The sequence below is a fragment of the Bacillus infantis NRRL B-14911 genome (assembly GCF_000473245.1).
Taxonomy (GTDB): domain Bacteria; phylum Bacillota; class Bacilli; order Bacillales; family Cytobacillaceae; genus Bacillus_AB; species Bacillus_AB infantis.
Genome location: NC_022524.1, coordinates 1,968,304 through 1,986,773, shown reverse-complemented (window position 1 = coordinate 1,986,773; position 18,470 = coordinate 1,968,304). Strand labels below are relative to the sequence as shown.

Genomic DNA, 18,470 nt, shown 5'->3' with positions numbered 1-18,470 from the left:
CCGATACCCTTTCTTTATAAGCCCTTCATACTCAGGCTGGCAAAGATCGATTGCACCAAGTCCGAAGTGTATGTCATTCTATTGAAATCGTTTTTTTATGTTCACAGATGATCTATTAAAAAAGCTTTCCATAATTCTCTCATTTCCTTCGTTTCCTGATGTCCACCTGTCAAAATCCGTCCTTCCCAATTCCCGGGAACCTGCCGCTTTTCATAAGAATCCTTAAGGCTGCTGTTCAAAAATACAGCTCCTTCCGCTGGACACAGGCGGTCGTCTTTGCCGATTACGCTAAGGCGCGATCTCGGTAAAATCAACTCCTGGACTGCTAAAGTTGAAAAATGCTTCAGCAGACCCGGAACATAATAATAGAAGCCATGATGATCAAGTCCGCGTTTTTCCATCAGTGTTTCGATATGCACCTGTGCTGCAATGTCAACTGAAACTTTGATCCTTTCGTCCAGTGCAGAGAGCCACCAGCTCATCAGTCCGCCCATCGACATCCCGATGGCGGCAAGGCGTTCTCCGTCCACATCCTGGCGGCTCTGAAGATAATCAATCAGGGACATGCTGTCAAAGACCCTCATCCCCCACAATGTTTGGCCCTTCAGCAGCATCTCCTTGACCAATTCGCTTTCCTGCTTTCCTCTTCTTTCATTGAATCCCCACATATCTATGGCACAGACGGCAAATCCCAGCCCCGTGATCTCTTCAATAAAAGAGTGTTCAACCAGGTAAGGGCTGCCTGTCAGCAGCTCGTCTTTACCGTTCTCAAAATTCCCGCCATGAGAATGGCAGTAAATGACGGCAGGCAAAGGGGCAGAGGCATTAAGAGGCTTTGCAAAATAGGCCGGCACTGTTTCCAGGCCATTCAGGCTCAGCATCAATGTCTCCAGTACATAACCCTGCCTTTTCTCAATCATCAGCACCTGGTGCTCATGATTTTCTGGAACAGAGCGGTCACCCAGCAGGCTCAGAAGCTTCCGGCGTTTATCTGCAGCTGTCATTTTGCCGCCACTTCCCTGACCAGCTCTTCACCTTCCTTTGTGTTCCTTGATTTGCAGGAGATGACTTCAACATCCTCGCTGTGTTCTATATGGAAGGCTGGCCCTTCATGATTTTCAATCGTCACCCGGCTGAACAGGACATCCTTCGCAAAGCCGACGTAAAAGCCGCGGTTCGCCATATCCTCAATCCCGGCCATCATGGCAGGCTTGCCGGGTACGGCATTTTTCGCAAGTGAAATATCAATCTGGCTGAAAGTAATATCGGTTGCATATTGTTCTGCCAGGCCGTAAATGTATCCGGCTGACGCGTGCACATTCCTCGCTGTAATATTGGCAAAATGGAGGCGGCGGAACATAGGGGTTTCAGCAGTAACGGGATATGGATTTTTGTCCCAAACATATTGATCTTTCCCGCGCGGTCCGCAGAAATAGTAGAGATTGATAATGAATGGGCAGATGACCCCCTCCATCACAATATTGTCGACACGGACATCCTCTACAACTCCGCCGCGGCCGCGCCTTGATTTAAAGCGGATTCCCCTGTCTGTATCCTGGAATACGCAGTTGCTGATTGTCACATTGCGGATATCCCCGCTCATTTCACTGCCGAATACGACAGCTCCATGGCCATGGACCATCGTACAATTGGTAATTGTGATATTTTCACAGGCTACTCTTTCTTCGGTATCCTCTGTGCCTGACTTTATGGCAATGCAGTCATCACCGACATCAATATGGCAATTGCTGATCCTCACATTTCTGCACGATTCCGGGTCTATTCCATCTGTATTTGGAGAGTCGGCTGGATTCAGGATTGAAACATTATCTACGGTTATGTCCCGGCAGCAGATTGGATTAACGGTCCAGCTTGGGGAGTTGATCAGGCGTACATCACGCAGTGTAATATGCTCACAGTGGTCAAAGCTGATCAGCTTTGGACGCGGATATTTCAGCTCCTCCCTGCGGTTCCTGAAAACATCCCACCACTCCATTCCATTACCGTCAATTGTTCCAAATCCAGTTACAGCAATATTCCTGGCTCCTTCTGCAAACAGGCACGATGCGTATACCTTACGCTTAACACCCTCCCAGCGCGATGTTACTACCGGATAATCCTCCTGCTTGTCGGAAAACTTTAAATGAGCGCCATTCTCCAGGTGAAGTTCAATATTATCTTTAAGGAATAATGGGCCAGTGAGGAACTCGCCGGCTGGAATCACCACCTTGCCGCCGCCATTCTGATAGGCTTCATCAATGGCCTTTTGGATGCCTTCGGTTGCAAGTCCAGCATTCCCTTTTAAATATTCGCTAATATGATAGACTGCCATGATCAACGCTCCTGTTCATCAAATATTCAAACTCAGCCGCCGCCTGCAAAAATGCCCCAAGCCCTTTCTGGTCGTTGCAGGTAACCGGCTCACTAATATAATAGGCGTATGTCCCGTCCCTCTTATCTGGTCCTCCGAGACCTGCCACCTGGCAGTTTTTGTTCAAATTTACCCAGCCTTCTTTTGTCAAAAGAACAAATTCATCCAGCAGACCTTGATGGGATTTTTGCAGCTGCGATTCCCACTTCTCCCTATGGAGGACCCCCTGCCGGATTCCCCGGGCAATTGCACAGACAATCATGCTGCTGCAGGAAGATTCGAGATAGTTTCCTTTTTCATTTGGCTTATTGACAACCTGATGCCACACACCGCTTTCTTCATCTTGATAGTTGAGCAGCGCTTCAAGAGTATTTTCAAGCACTTTGACAAGAAAGCCCCTGCCTGGAGTGACCTCTGGAATCACCTCCAGTACATCAGTGAGCGCAAGCAGATACCAGCCCATGGAACGGCCCCAGAAATTGGCCGATAGACCCGTTTCTTTATCTGCCCAAGGTTGCTCCTTTTTCTCATCCCACGCGTGATAAAGCAGTCCGGTTTTTTCATCTAATAAATGGCTGAAGCTTATCTTGAATTGGCTGATGATATCTTCAAGCCCTTCTCCATCCATAAATGCCCTCTGGTATTCCGCATAAAAAGGGGCACCCATATATAATCCATCAAGCCATATTTGATAGGGATAAATCTTTTTATGCCAAAAAGCGCCTTCTGAGGTGCGCGGATGTGTTTCCAGCTGCCTGCGGAGTAGATCGGCTGCTTTTTTGTACTTCTCATTTCCAGTTTCACGATATAACACAAATAGCATCTTCCCGTTGTTGATATGGTCAATATTGTAATCTTCCATCTCATACCGGCTGATGGAGCCGTCTTCATTGATGAAGTGATCCATATTCTCTTTTATAAACTGAAAATACTTCCGGTCTCCGGTACTCTTCCATACGAGATGGAATCCTTTTAGAACCACACCATAATCATATGCCCATTTGCCATTATAGCCCTTGTCCTCGAACAATAAAGGAGTTCTTTCCATAATGGAATCGGCTGTCCTGACAGACCAATTTCTATCCTGCACTTGTAAAATCCCTCCACTTTCAATTTAAGTTTGAATTGGGAGAGAGGTTTTGAGCCTCCCATCCCCATTTTCCAACTGCGTTGCGGTTGCTTTTATTTATATTTGATTACCTGCCAGGCAGCCTTTTTGGGAGAGTGCTCCCTTCTGGCTTAATGGCACTTAATGCTTTAAGGATACTAAAAACAAGAAAATTCCGTATATAATCATTTTGTGATTACGCTTACAAAGGCTGGTATATCGATGATTTAAGAAATAATAGCGTAAAAATGATACTTTTAAACTGGAAAACTGTTTATGTCTATCAGTTGGTATTAAAGGGGGATTTATATTCCTATAGGCAGACAGATTGGATTGCATATCCTTTTGTCCAGAATTTTTCTACAGTGATAAATGGTTAGCTTAGTAAGCATAGCTGTATAACAAATGCTTCTTCACAGGGAAGAAGCTTTTGCATTGTTTCATTATTGGCGGTATTCTTTTCGATAGTCCCCGGGAGTCTTGCCCACTTTCTTTTTGAAGAAACGGATAAAATTCTGTGAGTTGCGGTATTGCAGCTTCTCGGCTATCTCTTTAATTGTCATGTCCGTTTCCTTCAGCCACATCTGCGCCATTTGGAGCCGGTAATTCATTAAATAATCCACAAAATTCTCCCCATATTCCTTCTTAAACACATTACTTAAATAATTCGGGTTGTAATGAAGCCTGTCAGCAATGATGTCGAGGGAGATTTCCTGATCAAATTCACTTTGGATAATATAGACAATTTTATCGGATATGTTTTTGAAGCCCTGTTCTGTATTGCTCTGCGTACTGATGATGACCGGCTGAATCAGCTGCTGGTAAAGCATGTCTTTGATTATTTGCGGATAATAGGCATGCATGGCAGTCTGGTAGAGCTTCTTAATATTTTCGAATATATTCGACTCTGCTCCAAGCAGCTGTCCTAATTGGACAAGATCATTAATCGCCCTGATTAGAGTGACACCCAGACTGATCGGGTTTTTGTTCAGTCTGAAAATTTCATCGATAAGCAAACCTGTCAGATTCCGAACCTCTTCCTCCCTGCCTGAGCGGATTGCGCTCATCAATTCATTGTGCAATTCAATCGGAAATTTGGAAATCGAAGCATCATTCAGCATTGAGGAAATGTCGTGGTAAAATATGATGCTTTCAGGCCCGACATTTACACGGTAATGTAGCGATTCTTTTGCCAGATCCACTGCTTTTTTGCTGTCGATCAATGAATGATACACAGGGCTGACCCCAACGCTCACAACCAGATTGAGCGTTTCCTTTACTTTTTCCTGGATTTCCTCGTAATACATCATAATTCGCCTTTCGGCTTCCTGTTCATTGTCACAGGCAAAGATCATCGCTTGCATCTCATCATTAAGAACAATCGGGATCAGCCTTTCCTCCTTCGGGACGATCTCGCGGACTATATGATTGATTGCCAGCAGAAAGATATCTTTATCTGCATTCTGCCCGCCGTCCATTTGGTCAATTTGGATAAGGCCGGTATAAAAGACCTTGTCTGTTCCAAAATGGTAGTCAAACTGCTCAAGCCTGTGCTGGATATCCTTTTCAGCAATTCGCTTCCTAAACAGACTCAGAACAAATAACGTTTCAAGCTCCGGCTTTTGCTTTGATAAGCTTTCAGTGAGCAATTCATTCTGATCGACGATCCTATCAACAGAGGCAGCCAGGAAGGAAAGCTCATTTTGCTTACGGCTGATGCCGCCCTGCGACAATCTTTCCTGGATTTTTTTGATTGGCCTTGAATAAGAGTCTGCCAAAAGGTAGGATGTTCCGCCGACAAGAAGGATTAAGATGACAGAAGCAAGAATCAGCCCCATCCTAGTATTGTGGATGATGCTTCCGATTTCGTTTTCGTTGATTTCCACAAGGTACAGCCAATGGTTATAATCTGCCTCAAGGAAAACATAAGTTTTTCCGTTGTCAGCTTTAAAGACGTCCGCTTTCTCCTCTGCTGCTTCGGCAGCCGCTTTCACCTCATCAAAGCTTGTTTCCGTCAGGCTGCTCCCCTTGTTCACACTGGAATATAAGAGCTTATCCTGGCTGTTATAAATTTCAACCGCATTATCTTGTTCCCCGACAATTTGATCAATGCTCCTTCTCGGGATATTGGCAATTCCCAGGGCAAATTTCTCGCGCTGATAAAATGGTAGTGTCATGACCATTTCTATGCCTTCTTCCGTCGGCTTCCAGAAGAGATTCCGGTCATTTTCATTTATGTATTGTTCCTTATACGCGTTATATTCTTCAGGGGTCAGCTTCTTTAAAGATTCATTAACGATTCCCCATTTTTCCGCCAGGCTGATGAGCCTGTATTTGCTGCCCTCAATTCCCATCATCTCTATATAGCTCATTTCTTTGATGATATCCTGGTATACCTCAAAGTCCCTGCCTGAAAGCGGTCTTGTGAAAACTTCCTTAAAGCTTGCTGTAGAGCTGTAGGCGGTATAGCCATATTCAATGGTCCTGACCTTCTGCTCGACATTATGCAGAATTTGTTTGGTGTAGCTTTCCTTATCCTTTAGAAAGCTTTCCTCAACTGAATTGTAAGTCGAGTTATAGATAAAAATGCTGAAGCCTGCCACTAGACCTATCCCCAATAAAAAGAATGGGATAAACAGCTTGTAAAACACTCTGCCATTCCTCAAAATGTTCAACTCCTTGTTTTCCGCCATATCATAAATGAAAGCGTTATCAACAATCTATAAATGAATCAAACGAAATGATTAGATGCCTGCTTCAATTTGTTTGACTTTCTGATAGCCCTTTTTATATAATGTGAGCGTTAACATAAATATACAGAAATTTCGAACTTGTCCGTCATTAAATAGATAATAGCATAATATGATCTATTAATATAGTGGCTTTTTCAACTTCCCTTAAAGATGTTAACGTTAACATAACGGCGGACAGATAAATTTACCTGAAAGAGAGTGCACAATTATGGACCCAAAAACCACCATATTTATCGCCGGCGACTCAACTGCCGCTGTCAAATTGCCTGAGAAGCGGCCGGAAACGGGCTGGGGAGAAGCATTTGTACAATACCTCAATCGTCATGCTGTGCTAGATAACCGGGCCATCAATGGCAGAAGCACAAAATCGTTTATCAAACAGGGCCACCTGACTTCTATTGAGAGCAGCATTATGCCTGGCGATTACCTGATCATCCAGTTTGGACATAACGACCAGAAAACAGAGGATCCTGAGCGCGGAACCCGCCCCTATGGTGACTATCAGGAATACCTTTTGGAGTATGTGGAAACTGCCAGAAGAAATCAAGCTCATCCTGTGCTCTTCACCCCTGTCACAAGAAGAAAGTTTGACGGAACCAATACCATTGATGAGCTTTCAGTCGGGGATTTCCCTGAAGCCATGAAGCAGTTTGCCGAAAAAAATCAGGTTCCGCTCCTGGACATTCACAAAGCTACACGAAACTTTTTTAACAGCATGGGACAGGACGAGTCAGCCTTATATTTCATGCATCTGGCTCCGGGTGAATCCCCAAATTATCCAGATGGCCTTGAAGATAATACCCATTTCAATGAAAAAGGCGCCGAGGCAGTAGCGCATTTAATTGCTGAAGAGATTAAAAAAAGCGATCTGCCGCTAAAAGACCTGCTGAATTAGCAGCTTTCATGGGGCATCAAGGAGAGGAATGCTTTGGAGGACTCATTTATACAAAATATTTATAAACAAAATCAGCAGAATTCACTGAAAGTGCTGATTGGTCTGTATAAAGGCCATGCGATAAAGCTGTTTTATTCTGCCGTCCTATTCACAATCAAGCATATCCCTGCCTGGGTCATGCCCATCGCCATTGCCAATGTCATCAATGCAGCAACCAATCACGGGGGAAACGGCATCCGCACCATCTATATCAATGCCATCGTGATGATCGTCCTTGTGCTGCAGAATATCCTATCAAACTATTATCATACAAAGCTGCACAGCTATGCGATCCGCAGCGTTGAATCCGGCCTGCGGGCTTCACTCATCAAAAAACTGCAGGAACTCTCCATCCCCTACCAGAAGGAAATGCAGTCAGGCCGGCTGCAGTCGAAAATCATGCGGGACGTTGAAGCGGTCCAAACTCTTTCCTCCCAGGTTTTTGTGAGCCTGCTGAATATATTTATCAATCTAATCGTAGCTCTTGCCATCACGCTCTACAACAGCCCTGTTGTCTTCCTGTTTTTTATCCTTACCGTTCCAATTTCCGCACTTATCATTGTTATTTTCAGGAAAAAAATAAAACACTCGAATTCAGAATTCAGGCAGGAAATGGAAGAAACCTCCGCCCGGGTCATTGAAATGATTGAGCTTGTCCCGATTGCAAGGGCGCATGCCTTGGAGAAGCAGGAGGTCAATCGCCTTAACCACCGCTTTCAGCAGATTCTTTTAAAAGGCTTTCACCTGGATATCATCCAATCCTTATTCGGTTCAGTCAGCTGGGCTAGCTTTCAGATTTTCCAGATCATCTGCCTGGTGTTCACCGGCATCCTTGCCTATCGCGGCTCTATCACACCAGGAGAGGTCGTTATGTACCAGACCTATTTTACAACAGTGGTGAACTCGGTTTCCGGCATGATTACCTTGATCCCGACGATTGCTAAGGGGCTTGAGTCAGTCAAATCCATCGGCGAAATATTGACTGCAGGAGAGGTTGAAAACTATGAAAATAAACCAAAGCTAAAGAAGGTGCACGGCAGCTTTTCCATTCAGTCTGTGAGCTACAGGTACCCAGGCGCCTATGAAAATACCTTGCAGGACATCACGATTGAAGTCAAACCGGGTGAAACCATTGCCTTTGTAGGCGAATCCGGCTCCGGCAAATCAACGATTCTCAATCTGCTGATTGGCTTTATTCAGCCGAGCGAAGGAAAAATCCTTCTGGACGGTCATGATATGGCAGAGATTGATCTAAGGTCGTTCCGCAATCATCTCGCGGTTGTCCCGCAATCAACGATTCTTTTTTCAGGGACCATCAGGCAAAATGTGACTTACGGCAAGCTGTCTGTCACAGAAGATGAGCTGAAAAGAGTACTGAAAGCCGCAAATCTGTGGGAGGTAGTAAAAAAACTCCCGGACGGGTTGGAAACACGAATAGGTGAACACGGAGATAAACTCTCCGGCGGGCAGCGCCAGAGAATTTCGATCGCCAGAGCATTGATCCGGGATCCGGAGGTCATCATCCTTGATGAAGCAACCTCTGCTCTTGACAGCCACTCTGAGAGAAAAATCCAGGAAGCTTTGGACACCTTGACCAGGGGCCGCACTACTTTCATCGTGGCTCACCGCTTCTCTACCATCCGCAATGCCGACAAAATCGCTGTTATCCAGGATGGAAGATGTGTAGAATTTGGCACCTATGAGGAGCTGATGCATCAGCAAGGGAGCTTTTATGAGTTGAAGCAGCTGCAGATGTAAAAATTATTTTTTTGGGAATGACTCTTTTCATTCATAGATGCTTTTTGGTGATAGTCATGCATCAATAGTTCTCTTTCTATACATGAGTAGTTTTTTTGATGGCCGTCATGCATCGGGCGGGCCTTTTCCTATACACGGGCGGCTTCCTTTGTTGGCAATCATACATCGATTGGGCCCTTTTCTATACATAAGTGGCTCCTCTTGATAGCCATCATGTATTGATTGGGCCTCTTTCTATACATGAGCGGCTTCTTTTGATGGCGGTCATGCATTGATTGGGCCCTTTTCTATACATGAGTGGCTTCTTTTGTATGCCATCATGCATCGACTGGCTCTCTTACCATCTATCAGAGTGACTCAGTGCAAATTTCACTGCCTTTGAAGCATGTATAAAGGTTGTGTCGAACAAAGGCAGCTGGCAGTCTTCCTGGCTGATTAGCAGAGGGATCTCCGTACACCCGAGGATAATTCCCTGGGCGCCTTTCTTTTCCAGACGATGAATGATATCGAGATAAGCAGCCTTTGAGTCTTCCTTGAATTTACCCCTGCATAATTCCTCAAAAATCACCTCATGAACCCGTTCCCGGTCACCTTCCTCTGGAACGAGAACCTTAATGCCATGTTCCTCAAGAATTTTTTTATAAAAAGTCTGCTCCATTGTGAATTTGGTGCCGAGCAGGCCAACTGCCTCTATGCCTTGCTTTTTAATCTCCTCAACCACGCATTCTACAATATGTATGACGGGAATCCTGCAGGCTTTTTGCAGATCTTCTGCCATCAGATGCATAGTATTGGTGCAAATAACGATGCAGTCTGCTCCTCCCGTTTCAAGGAACCTTGCTGCTTCAATCATTTTTTCAGTCGCCTTTTCCCAGTTCCCGCTTCTTTGCAGGGCAGCAATTTCTTCAAAATCAAAAGAGTAAAGCAGGCAGCGGGCTGAATGGATCCCGCCCAGTTTTTCCTGGACAAGGCGGTTGATATATGAATAATACACGCTTGTCGATTCCCAGCTCATTCCCCCGATTAATCCAATTGTTTTCATTTCGATCATCCTCCTTATGGTACTGTAAAGATATCATGATATACTGGATGAAAATAGAGCCACAATTAGATGACTTTTATAGTACCAGTTGACAGATTGGAGAGAAGATTATGTGGTTTCAAATTGATCGGGAAGGCACACAGTCGTTGACTCAGCAGATTTATGAGATGCTGAGATCATATATTTTAAATGGGGAATTGCAGGAAGGCGAAAAGGTTCCGTCAACACGCGAGCTTTCAGCCTCTTTGCAGGTCTCCCGAAATATTACACTGGAAGTCTATGACCAGCTGGCATCAGAAGGATATTTGGAGGTTCGGCCAAAGTCAGGGACATACATAGCTGCTGGCGCAGCCTTTCTCCGGCCAGAAATGGCCCATCGGCGGAAAGAAAAGGAGAAAGTGAACGATGACTTAGAGAATATGATAGACTTCAAAGCTTCTACACCGGCCATGGATCATTTCCCCAGAAAAGTGTGGGGCAAGCTGGCAAAGGATGTATGCATTGATTCTGATGAACAGGCATTTGGCTATCTTGATTCTTCAGGCCTGCAGGAGCTTAGGGAAGAATTGTCCAGATACCTGTATCATACACGCGGCGTGAATTGCACGGCAGACAATATTGTCATTACAAGCGGTGCCACGCAGGCGCTCTCGCTTATAACCGAACTGCTGGTCAAAAATAAGCAATCGATAGCTGTTGAAGATCCTGTTACCGATGAAATGAGGAATATTTTCAGCTATCAAGGAGCAGACTTGGTGCCTATTCCTGCGGATGAAAAAGGACTTAAGCCTGAACATCTTCCTATGGATACGCCACCAGGCTTTATTTTCACCCTTCCTTCACATCAATTTCCGCTGGGCAGTACGTTGACCATTCAAAGAAGGATCCAGCTCATCGAGTATGCGCGTAAACATAATACTTATATAGTAGAAGACGATTATGACAGCGAGTTCACTTATGAAGGTTCTCAGGTCCACAGCATTCAGGGGTTGGATCCTGAGAGGGTCATTTATGTAGGGACTTTCAGCAAAATTCTTTCGCCTGGCCTCAGGATTGGCTACGCTGTCCTGCCCGCTGATTTACTGGCGGATTTCAAGAGGCTTAAATGGTATTCCGACCGCCATCACTCAGGTATAGAGCAACTAATCCTTGCGCGTTTTTTAAAAGACGGCCACTTTGACAAGCATATAAGGAAGATGAAAAGAATCTACAGGCAGCGGCGGCAGGCTTTGGTGGACAGCTTGAAAGAACACTTTCCTGACTGCCGTATCTGGGGGCATGCTGCTGGAATGCATCTGGTTGCTGAATTCCCTTCCACTGTTTTTGAAGGGGAACTGCTGGAATGGATCTTCAGTCATTCTGTTCGTGTGTATCCGGTAGAGCAGTACAGCATCATCAAAGGAAACCATAAGAATAAGATTGTGCTGGGGTATGGGAGCTTGACGCCTGATAGGATAGAAGAAGGGATTGCGAGGCTGAAAAAAGCAATCAGGAGCTTCCCGGAAAAGTGAAAAAAGGGGAGAGCAAACGATAAAGTCTGCTCCCCCCTTTTATTATGATTTAAATCGTGAAATCATTTCCTGCAATTCCTCTGCCAATCGGGCAAGGGATTGTGTTGCATTTGATACGTCTTCTGAAGAAGCAAGCTGCTGCTGGCTTGCAGCTGCTGCGTTTTCAGAGCTTTCTAGCGTCTCTTGGGAGCCTGCCGCTATTCCTACAATGGTATCGTGGACTCCTTCAAACTCGTCCGTCAAATACCTGGTGGCTGCAGCTGCCTCTTGAATTTGAGAGGTTACCTGCTCAATCTGCGCAAGAATCCTATTAAAATTAGAGACTGTTTCTTCCGAGAGGCTGATGCCTGCAGAGACATTTTCTTTTACCAGACGGATATCCCGAACCGTCCCGCTTGACTCGGCTTGGATCGTTGCCACCAGCTTATGGATCTGCTCGGCCGAAGCATTGGTCTCATCTGCCAGATTTCTGACTTCTTCGGCAACGACCGCAAAACCTTTTCCTTGCTCGCCAGCCCTTGCCGCTTCAATCGCTGCATTAAGGGCTAAAAGGTTTGTCTGCCCCGAGATATCAGCAATCAGCGAGGAAATCTTTTGTATCTCCCCGGCGCTAGAAACCAGTGAAGTTACCCCTTCCCCAGCCCGATCGACTGACTGGCTGATGGAGTTCATTTGCGATAGCATTTCTTTGACGGAAGAAGCCCCATCCTCCGCCTGCTCCCTTACTTCTGATGAAACCTCTGCTGCTTTATCTGTATTGGCAGCTACAGTTTTCAGGCCGCCAAGGGAATCTGCTACAGATTTCAGACTGCTGGCAGTCATTTCCGTTTGTCTATGGTTATGAGTGGATATAGTCTGCATTGTTTCTGCTATATGCCCTGACGCCGCTTTTGACTGCTCCGCACTTGCAGAGAGCTCTTCAGATGCAGCAGCCACTTGTTCAGAGGACGAGCCTATGTGGGTAATCATCCCTCTAAGCGAACCTACAAAAGCATTAAAAGAGTGGGCAAGCTGGCCGAATTCATTCTTGCCCTTTACATCCACCGTTTGTGTTAAGTCGGCATCTCCTAATGCAATATTATTTAATTGCCTGTTGAGTGCCCCTAATGGAATGAGTATGGACCGGAGCAGCATGAAGCTTAAAATGCCGCCTGCCACCGATGCTGCAACTGCCAGGAAGATAAGGATATCCTTACTTCCCTCAGAATTTTCTTCTTTAATTTTATTAATCTGTTCAAGTTCTTTATTCAGCACAGAAACAAGTTCATTCACAGCCGGGTCGAGCACATCCTTTCTGAGCATGCGTTCTTCTCCGAAATGAAGGTCCCTGGCTGCCTCCGGATCAGTCTCATAAAGCCCAATGACTTTTTGATTGATATCCCAAAACAGGTTGAAGCTGGACTCCATTTTCTCGACCTGCTCAAGATTCTTTTTTTCAAGCGCTTTGCCCTCTGCCTGCCTGATCAGGGACTGGACATCCTCAGCCTTCTCATTCATACTCACTGCATACTGCTTATCGCCCGTCATAATCAAAGCTCTTTCATCGTTTGAAATCCCGGCGAGTCGGTATTGGATTTTTATGATATCTTTTTGAAAATCCATTTTATCCTGAAGCAGGTCAGTTCTTTTTACCTGTGCGTTAATTACATAGATTGAAAAACTGCCAAGCAGGATAATTGATCCTACCAGGATTGAAATAGTTGTGATTAACCGCGTTTTAATTTTCACTAGTTTCCTCCAAATACATTATATTAAGGATAATTTCTTAACCTTAATATCGTCATTGGAACAAGGTTTTTTAGGTTGAACAGCCAAATAAAAACAAGGATATATTTGGAAAGAAAAAATACAATCAGTATAAAACACATCTATAAAACTATTTTAAAATAATTTAATACAACTCTTTTCTGAACCCCGTCAATCCCCGCCACTAATGCTCTTTTTCCTTTCAGGAAGGATCCAATTCATTCTCCCGAAAAATTAAAGCTCCCCCATAATTGGAGGAGCAAATCTGCTAATTCCCGTACCAATATTTATTCGCTGCAATCTGTGAATTATGCTGGGAGTGCCAGTAATCGACGGAATAAGAATAGTCGTAGTTCATGATGCAGCGTATCCCGCTTCCCTGTGCATCATGCCCGAGGCCAAAATTATGGGAGAATTCATGCTGTGCCGCTTTGGCAGTATTGGCTGTCCCCTGGTCCAGGTTCACACTGATCGCGCTGCCAGATGGAGCTGCCTGGTACACATAGGCGATTCCACCCGCATCAAATGCAGCATCTCTAGTAAAACCGGCAACGAAATCATAGCCTCTTCCATCCCAGTCCCTTTGAAGGTCGCTGAGGATCTGGGAGCTGTTTGATCCCTGCGAGCTCCAGCTTGCGACCGCCTGGACAACAAAATCAACGCCGTGGTCCCTATTAAAAGCATTATCCGCGGTTTCTATAATATTTTGGATCCGGGTCTGCCAATCGCTATAGGCGCTCCGGTATTCTTCATCTGCCACCGCAAGGACCGTCACTTTCCTGGCTCCCGTATCCTGAGGCGAGGCCTTTCCGTTCTGTGTATTTTTGTTAGACTTCATAATACCAGTCACAGTCCCCTTTTCATTGAGGATGCTGACTGAAGTATCTCGTTCAACAACAGCTTCATCTTCAAGATCCTTGAAATCCGCTGCTTTAGGCAAGGAATCGCCCATGTATTGTAAGGCGTCTGTCGGGTGCTCATGATGGTGCTCCCCGGACCCGGCATAAGCACTTGAGCTGATTACAAGGGTGCTGAGCAATGATAATGATAAGACCTTCAACTGTTTTTTCATAGATATACCTCCTTGAATTTTAATACAAAGGAGATATTCTTCTATTTCTTCCAGTTTCCTCTCATTATTGAATTGGGAAATCAATGATAGGACAATGGAAAGAATACCTGCAGTTTTATAGTGGAAAGAATCGGTTTCTAAAAAAAGAGAAATAAAAAATATTAGGATTTTACTAATTTTATGAAAGGTGTCATTAAAAAGTTGGGAAAACTCCTTTTTTTGAGGCTTTTTTGGTCAAAGATAAATTACTTGAGAATAAGAAGGAGGACTTTTTCACTGAAATAAAAATTGGCCTCCGGAAGGAAGAAATTCTTCCTCCAAAGACCTCTTCCTTAAAATGCCGTCCACCCGGCATCACCAGTATTGACAGTCCTATTCACAAAGCTGGAATCTTCCCATGTCAGGAACAGAGCAATTTGAGCCATTTCATCAGGCTTGCCTACACGCGGATTGACAGCCAATCCGGGATGAATCCGGCTCATTCCGAACGGACTGACATTGGTCATGGAGCTGCTGATATTGGTTTCAACGCTGCCCGGTGCAACCGCATTGCAGCGGATGCCTTCATTCGCATACATAATGCCTGTATTTTTTGTGATGCCACTGACTGCATGCAGTATAGGCTGCAATTTCCCGCTGGCCGCCTGCTTAGGCTACATTGATGATGACGCCTGACTTTTTCTCCAAGAGACCTAATATGGCTTTAACAGGTTTGTTTTTTGATGGCGAAGAAATGAAAACCTTCCCTTAATCCAGAAACAATGCATCACCGACATCCACATACATTGCTTTCCCTGTAACAGCATCTATTGAACGGATATGGCCCACTGTTTCTGGGAATGAAGGCGTGTAAGAGAGGGAATAGACAGATTTCCCGGTTTCATCATAATCCCTCGTGAACATCTTTTCCATCTTGACAAATTTCCGGTATATATCTTTTGCTTCCTGAAGGCTGATGGCAGGTTCGGCCGGCAAATGCCTATATAGCTCATCAGGCAGACTATCAAGATGAAAATGAGTGACTTTCCCGGAAAACTTCCCGACTTCAATTACCGTCGCATGCTGCCCCGCCCTAATTCCCTTGTAATACAGGTGAAAATAAAAGGTGTAGGCAGGCTCCTGTTCAATAAAATCCTTATCCCGGCCATCCAGGTCTGTTTCTTCTCTCTCTTCTTCAAGGTTCTCCGGCTCATCCTCTTCCTCGTCTATGTTAACCTCCAGCCGGAATCTTTCATGGGCATCAGGATACAGCTTGAACATAAGCTCAACTGCCTTTTTCCTGGCAGCTTCCTGCCCGATCTCTTCCCCGCCGCCGGCATGCAGCTCCCCGCTTACAGCACTCAGAAGCATACCAGACATTTGTTCAAAGGATAGCTTCAGAACATGGTGATCTGCCTCTTCCATTTCAAAAGAATACGACCCGGCATCTTCCTTAGTCCAAACCTCGACCTTCTTGCCTTCATTCTCCCTTGTTTCCATGAGCTTGTAATCCTGGTTAATCCCGAACAAACCATAAATGGTTTCATTACTGTGCTCAACACTAGAGATCGCCATATCAGCAGCAGGCTCCGCCCAGATGGGATTATAATCAGATCCATCAATCGGGAGCTCCGTGAACGGCTCAATAATCTCATAGGCAAGATGGTATAGATGATCCCCATTCTTGAAAATCTCTTTGTCAAAATGCTCAATACAAAGCTCAAATTTTACTCCATGGAGATATTTCTCCAATGCCTCTTTCTCGGAAACTGCTTCTTCTGAGTACTTGACTTCATACTCCTCCCCGCTGCTGTGAAAACGCATCACCTGGCCGGCAGTCGAAACGGAAACAGTAAATCCTGTACTATGTAAAAATAACCCGTACTTTTCATCTCTTTTTTCATAAACAGCCCAATAAGGATTTCCCAGATCGAGGACTGCAGAAAGCTCAAACTCCTTCTGATCCTGATAAATGGCTCCAATGAACCCTTCTGCAATATCTGCTATCTCTTCTTTGGAAAGATTCCCTGCACGAGGTTCCCCCTCTATTTCAAAATGGATAAGCTTGCCGTTTTCACCCAGTGAATAGCTCCCAGTTTTTTCTGAAGTACCTGAATCCAGAAGATCATAAATCTGTTCCTCATTTTCCGCCAACCTATTGATTATGCCCGGCGGAACAAATGTCAGCAGTTTTTCCCATACTTCACTCACCCTTAACCCACCTTTCACGCTATTTATCTTCAAATATCATACCATCTAATAACCTTCAAAAATGTGGCAGAATAGGAAAAAGACCCATTGGATTTGTCAATGGATCCTGCTATTTTATACCTTAATGATGTCCCTCATGACTGCCGGAAGGCGCCTCTCCTTCCTTCATCAGCTCCTCCAGCTCGGCTTCGGTAAGCTCCCCGACAACAAATTGCTTTTGCGGCATGATGAGCGAGCCGCCGCTGCTGGCATGCACTTTAATTATATAGACGCCATCCTGTTCAAATTTTTTGGTAAGCTGATAAACACCTTCACCTTCATCAGCGGCTTCTTCCATTGGATAATGAACGCTGCCGTCCCGCTTCCAGATTTCAAAATGGACATAATCTGCACCTGCCACTTTTTCTCCGTTCTGTGTAAGCACTGCCCGGATTGGCACATCTTCACCTGCAGCAAATGAGTCAGGGAGCATGATTTCTGCCTGAAGCGGCTGCTCTATTTTATATAATTCCTCCGCATTTTCATCAAGGGAGCAGCCGCCAAGCAGCACTCCCATTACGATTAAAAATAAAACTCTTTTCACAATAAGACTCCCTTATGCATTCATGAATTTTTTGACAGCTTGAATCCGCCTGATGATGAGCCAGTCCACAAGCCAGACCGCAATGAGCGACAGGCCGACAAGCGGAAAAATGATTCCCAGTGCAATCAATATAAGCAGGAACATCTTCATTTTTAAGGCTGAAGGACCTGCAGGGGCACCCATCCCTTTTTTCGGCTTCCGCTTCAGCCAGAGATACAGCCCGCTTGCGGCGACAAGAATGATGCCCAGACAAATGAACAGGCTTATCAGCTGATTGATCAGTCCAAACTGGGTTCCTTTATGAAGGGTGATTCCCCAGGCAACCAGCTTCCCGATAAAGCCATAATTGTCATAACGGTAATCGGCAAGCACCGCACCCGAATACTGATCCAGATGGATGGTGGCTTCATCCTGGGCCTTTGCCGGAAAAGCAGAAAGTGTAAAAACGCCTTCCTTCGTTGAAGGGAAAATGATTGTATAGCCCGGATCCATGCCTTCATACTGGGCAATCGTGACTGCATCATTAATAGAAAGCGGGATTAAGCCTTCCACTTCCGATTTTGGCACCTCGAGGTTCTCGGCGGCCCAGGGTACTTCTGCAATGTCTTTTGTCAATATTTCCGATTCAGGAGCACTCCCGGTCCAGACGGAAGGCGGGTATCCTTCCCCTGTGTTCGTGGCCCAGTTCTGGAAGTTCACTCCCCAGAAGCCTGACCAGGGCAGGCCGGTCATGATTAAGAAAAGCATTCCTACTGTCACCCAACATGCAGGCACAGCGTGCAGATCTCTTCTGAAAACTCTTTTTCCCTTATTCAAACGGAGAAGCAGCACGCCTGCCAGCCCTTTTGTTTTCCTCGGAAACCATAAATATAGGCCCGTAACAATCAGGACAACCGCCCAGCAGGCAGCCAATTCGACAACCCGGTCGCCAAGGGTTCCTGCCATCAATTCTCCATGGATTTCCTCAATTTTATCCATGATCCGGTCCTCATTGTTCAATGTTCCCAATGACTTTCCTGTATAAGGATCAATAAATACGGTAAGTGACTCTTCCCCATTCATGATGCTTACTTCAGTAGAACGGGCGTCTCCCTCCCCAGGCCGGTATTTCGATATAAAAGCCTCAGGATACAGCCTCTTAACTTCTTCAAGCTGTTCTGAAGGAAGAATGCGATCCCCCTGCGGCTGGACTTCATAATATTCCTTGTAGATCACCTGTTCAATCTGCGGCTTGAACAGGTAGACCGATCCTGTCACTGCCAGAATGATCAGGAACGGTGCAAAAATAATGCCGGCATAAAAATGCCATCGCCAAACCGTTTTATAGAGGGAGCCCTCCGGTTTCATTTTTTTCTCCATAGAAGCTGTATTCCTTTCATCTTGAAAATCTCTTAATCTGCTG

14 protein-coding genes are annotated in these 18,470 nt (G+C 45.3%); 3 read left to right on the top strand and 11 right to left on the bottom strand.

The genetic code is table 11. From position 1 onward, the window contains the following. Window positions 1-101: 101 nt before the first annotated feature. The 4 genes from N288_RS09990 to N288_RS09975 form a co-directional block, all read right to left on the bottom strand. The gene (locus tag N288_RS09990; RefSeq protein WP_009791022.1) at window positions 102-1,004 is read right to left on the bottom strand and encodes a dienelactone hydrolase family protein; all 903 of its coding nucleotides are present in this window, start codon (window positions 1,002-1,004) and stop codon (window positions 102-104) included. Then, window positions 1,001-2,332: a glycoside hydrolase family 28 protein gene (locus N288_RS09985; RefSeq protein WP_009791021.1), complete on the bottom strand. Its 1,332-nt coding sequence runs from the start codon at window positions 2,330-2,332 to the stop codon at window positions 1,001-1,003. Before N288_RS09985 ends, N288_RS09990 begins: the two co-directional genes overlap by 4 nt. After that, window positions 2,313-3,461, bottom strand: a complete 1,149-nt coding sequence (locus tag N288_RS09980; RefSeq protein WP_022543765.1) for a glycoside hydrolase family 88/105 protein — start codon at window positions 3,459-3,461, stop codon at window positions 2,313-2,315. The genes N288_RS09985 and N288_RS09980 overlap by 20 nt, the downstream gene beginning before the upstream one ends. Window positions 3,462-3,922: 461 nt before the next feature. Next, complete coding sequence (locus tag N288_RS09975) at window positions 3,923-6,145, bottom strand: helix-turn-helix transcriptional regulator (RefSeq protein WP_022543764.1); 2,223 nt, start codon at window positions 6,143-6,145, stop codon at window positions 3,923-3,925. Between the two features lie 295 nt (window positions 6,146-6,440). Between N288_RS09975 and N288_RS09970 the strand changes: the two genes are divergently transcribed. Both N288_RS09970 and N288_RS09965 read left to right on the top strand, forming a co-directional pair. Next, window positions 6,441-7,127, top strand: a complete 687-nt coding sequence (locus tag N288_RS09970; RefSeq protein ID WP_009791017.1) for a rhamnogalacturonan acetylesterase — start codon at window positions 6,441-6,443, stop codon at window positions 7,125-7,127. Between the two features lie 33 nt (window positions 7,128-7,160). After that, on the top strand, window positions 7,161-8,924 hold the full coding sequence (locus tag N288_RS09965; protein ID WP_009791016.1) for an ABC transporter ATP-binding protein: 1,764 nt from the start codon (window positions 7,161-7,163) through the stop codon (window positions 8,922-8,924). Between the two features lie 337 nt (window positions 8,925-9,261). Here N288_RS09965 and N288_RS09960 read toward each other — a convergent pair whose 3' ends face one another. Further along, window positions 9,262-9,966 carry an aspartate/glutamate racemase family protein gene (locus N288_RS09960; RefSeq protein WP_022543763.1) on the bottom strand — a complete coding sequence of 235 codons (705 nt, stop codon included), beginning with the start codon at window positions 9,964-9,966 and terminating at the stop codon, window positions 9,262-9,264. A gap of 107 nt (window positions 9,967-10,073) precedes the next feature. Between N288_RS09960 and pdxR the strand changes: the two genes are divergently transcribed. Beyond that, the gene (pdxR, locus tag N288_RS09955) at window positions 10,074-11,477 is read left to right on the top strand and encodes a MocR-like pyridoxine biosynthesis transcription factor PdxR (protein WP_035400998.1); all 1,404 of its coding nucleotides are present in this window, start codon (window positions 10,074-10,076) and stop codon (window positions 11,475-11,477) included. Between the two features lie 42 nt (window positions 11,478-11,519). Here the strand turns inward: pdxR and N288_RS09950 are convergent, their stop codons facing one another. From N288_RS09950 to N288_RS09925, 6 genes are all read right to left on the bottom strand, one after another. Further along, the gene (locus N288_RS09950) at window positions 11,520-13,205 is read right to left on the bottom strand and encodes a methyl-accepting chemotaxis protein (protein WP_009791013.1); all 1,686 of its coding nucleotides are present in this window, start codon (window positions 13,203-13,205) and stop codon (window positions 11,520-11,522) included. A gap of 286 nt (window positions 13,206-13,491) precedes the next feature. Further along, window positions 13,492-14,295: a zinc-dependent metalloprotease gene (locus tag N288_RS09945; RefSeq protein WP_022543762.1), complete on the bottom strand. Its 804-nt coding sequence runs from the start codon at window positions 14,293-14,295 to the stop codon at window positions 13,492-13,494. 332 nt (window positions 14,296-14,627) lie between these two features. Then, window positions 14,628-14,924 carry an SDR family oxidoreductase gene (locus N288_RS09940; RefSeq protein ID WP_009791011.1) on the bottom strand — a complete coding sequence of 99 codons (297 nt, stop codon included), beginning with the start codon at window positions 14,922-14,924 and terminating at the stop codon, window positions 14,628-14,630. A gap of 118 nt (window positions 14,925-15,042) precedes the next feature. Beyond that, window positions 15,043-16,485, bottom strand: a complete 1,443-nt coding sequence (locus tag N288_RS09935; protein WP_009791010.1) for a YcdB/YcdC domain-containing protein — start codon at window positions 16,483-16,485, stop codon at window positions 15,043-15,045. 121 nt (window positions 16,486-16,606) lie between these two features. Continuing rightward, the gene (locus tag N288_RS09930; RefSeq protein ID WP_022543761.1) at window positions 16,607-17,068 is read right to left on the bottom strand and encodes a FixH family protein; all 462 of its coding nucleotides are present in this window, start codon (window positions 17,066-17,068) and stop codon (window positions 16,607-16,609) included. Between the two features lie 12 nt (window positions 17,069-17,080). Beyond that, window positions 17,081-18,415 (bottom strand): PepSY-associated TM helix domain-containing protein, encoded by a 1,335-nt coding sequence (locus tag N288_RS09925; RefSeq protein ID WP_232217714.1) that lies wholly within the window; start codon window positions 18,413-18,415, stop codon window positions 17,081-17,083. Window positions 18,416-18,470 lie beyond the last annotated feature (55 nt).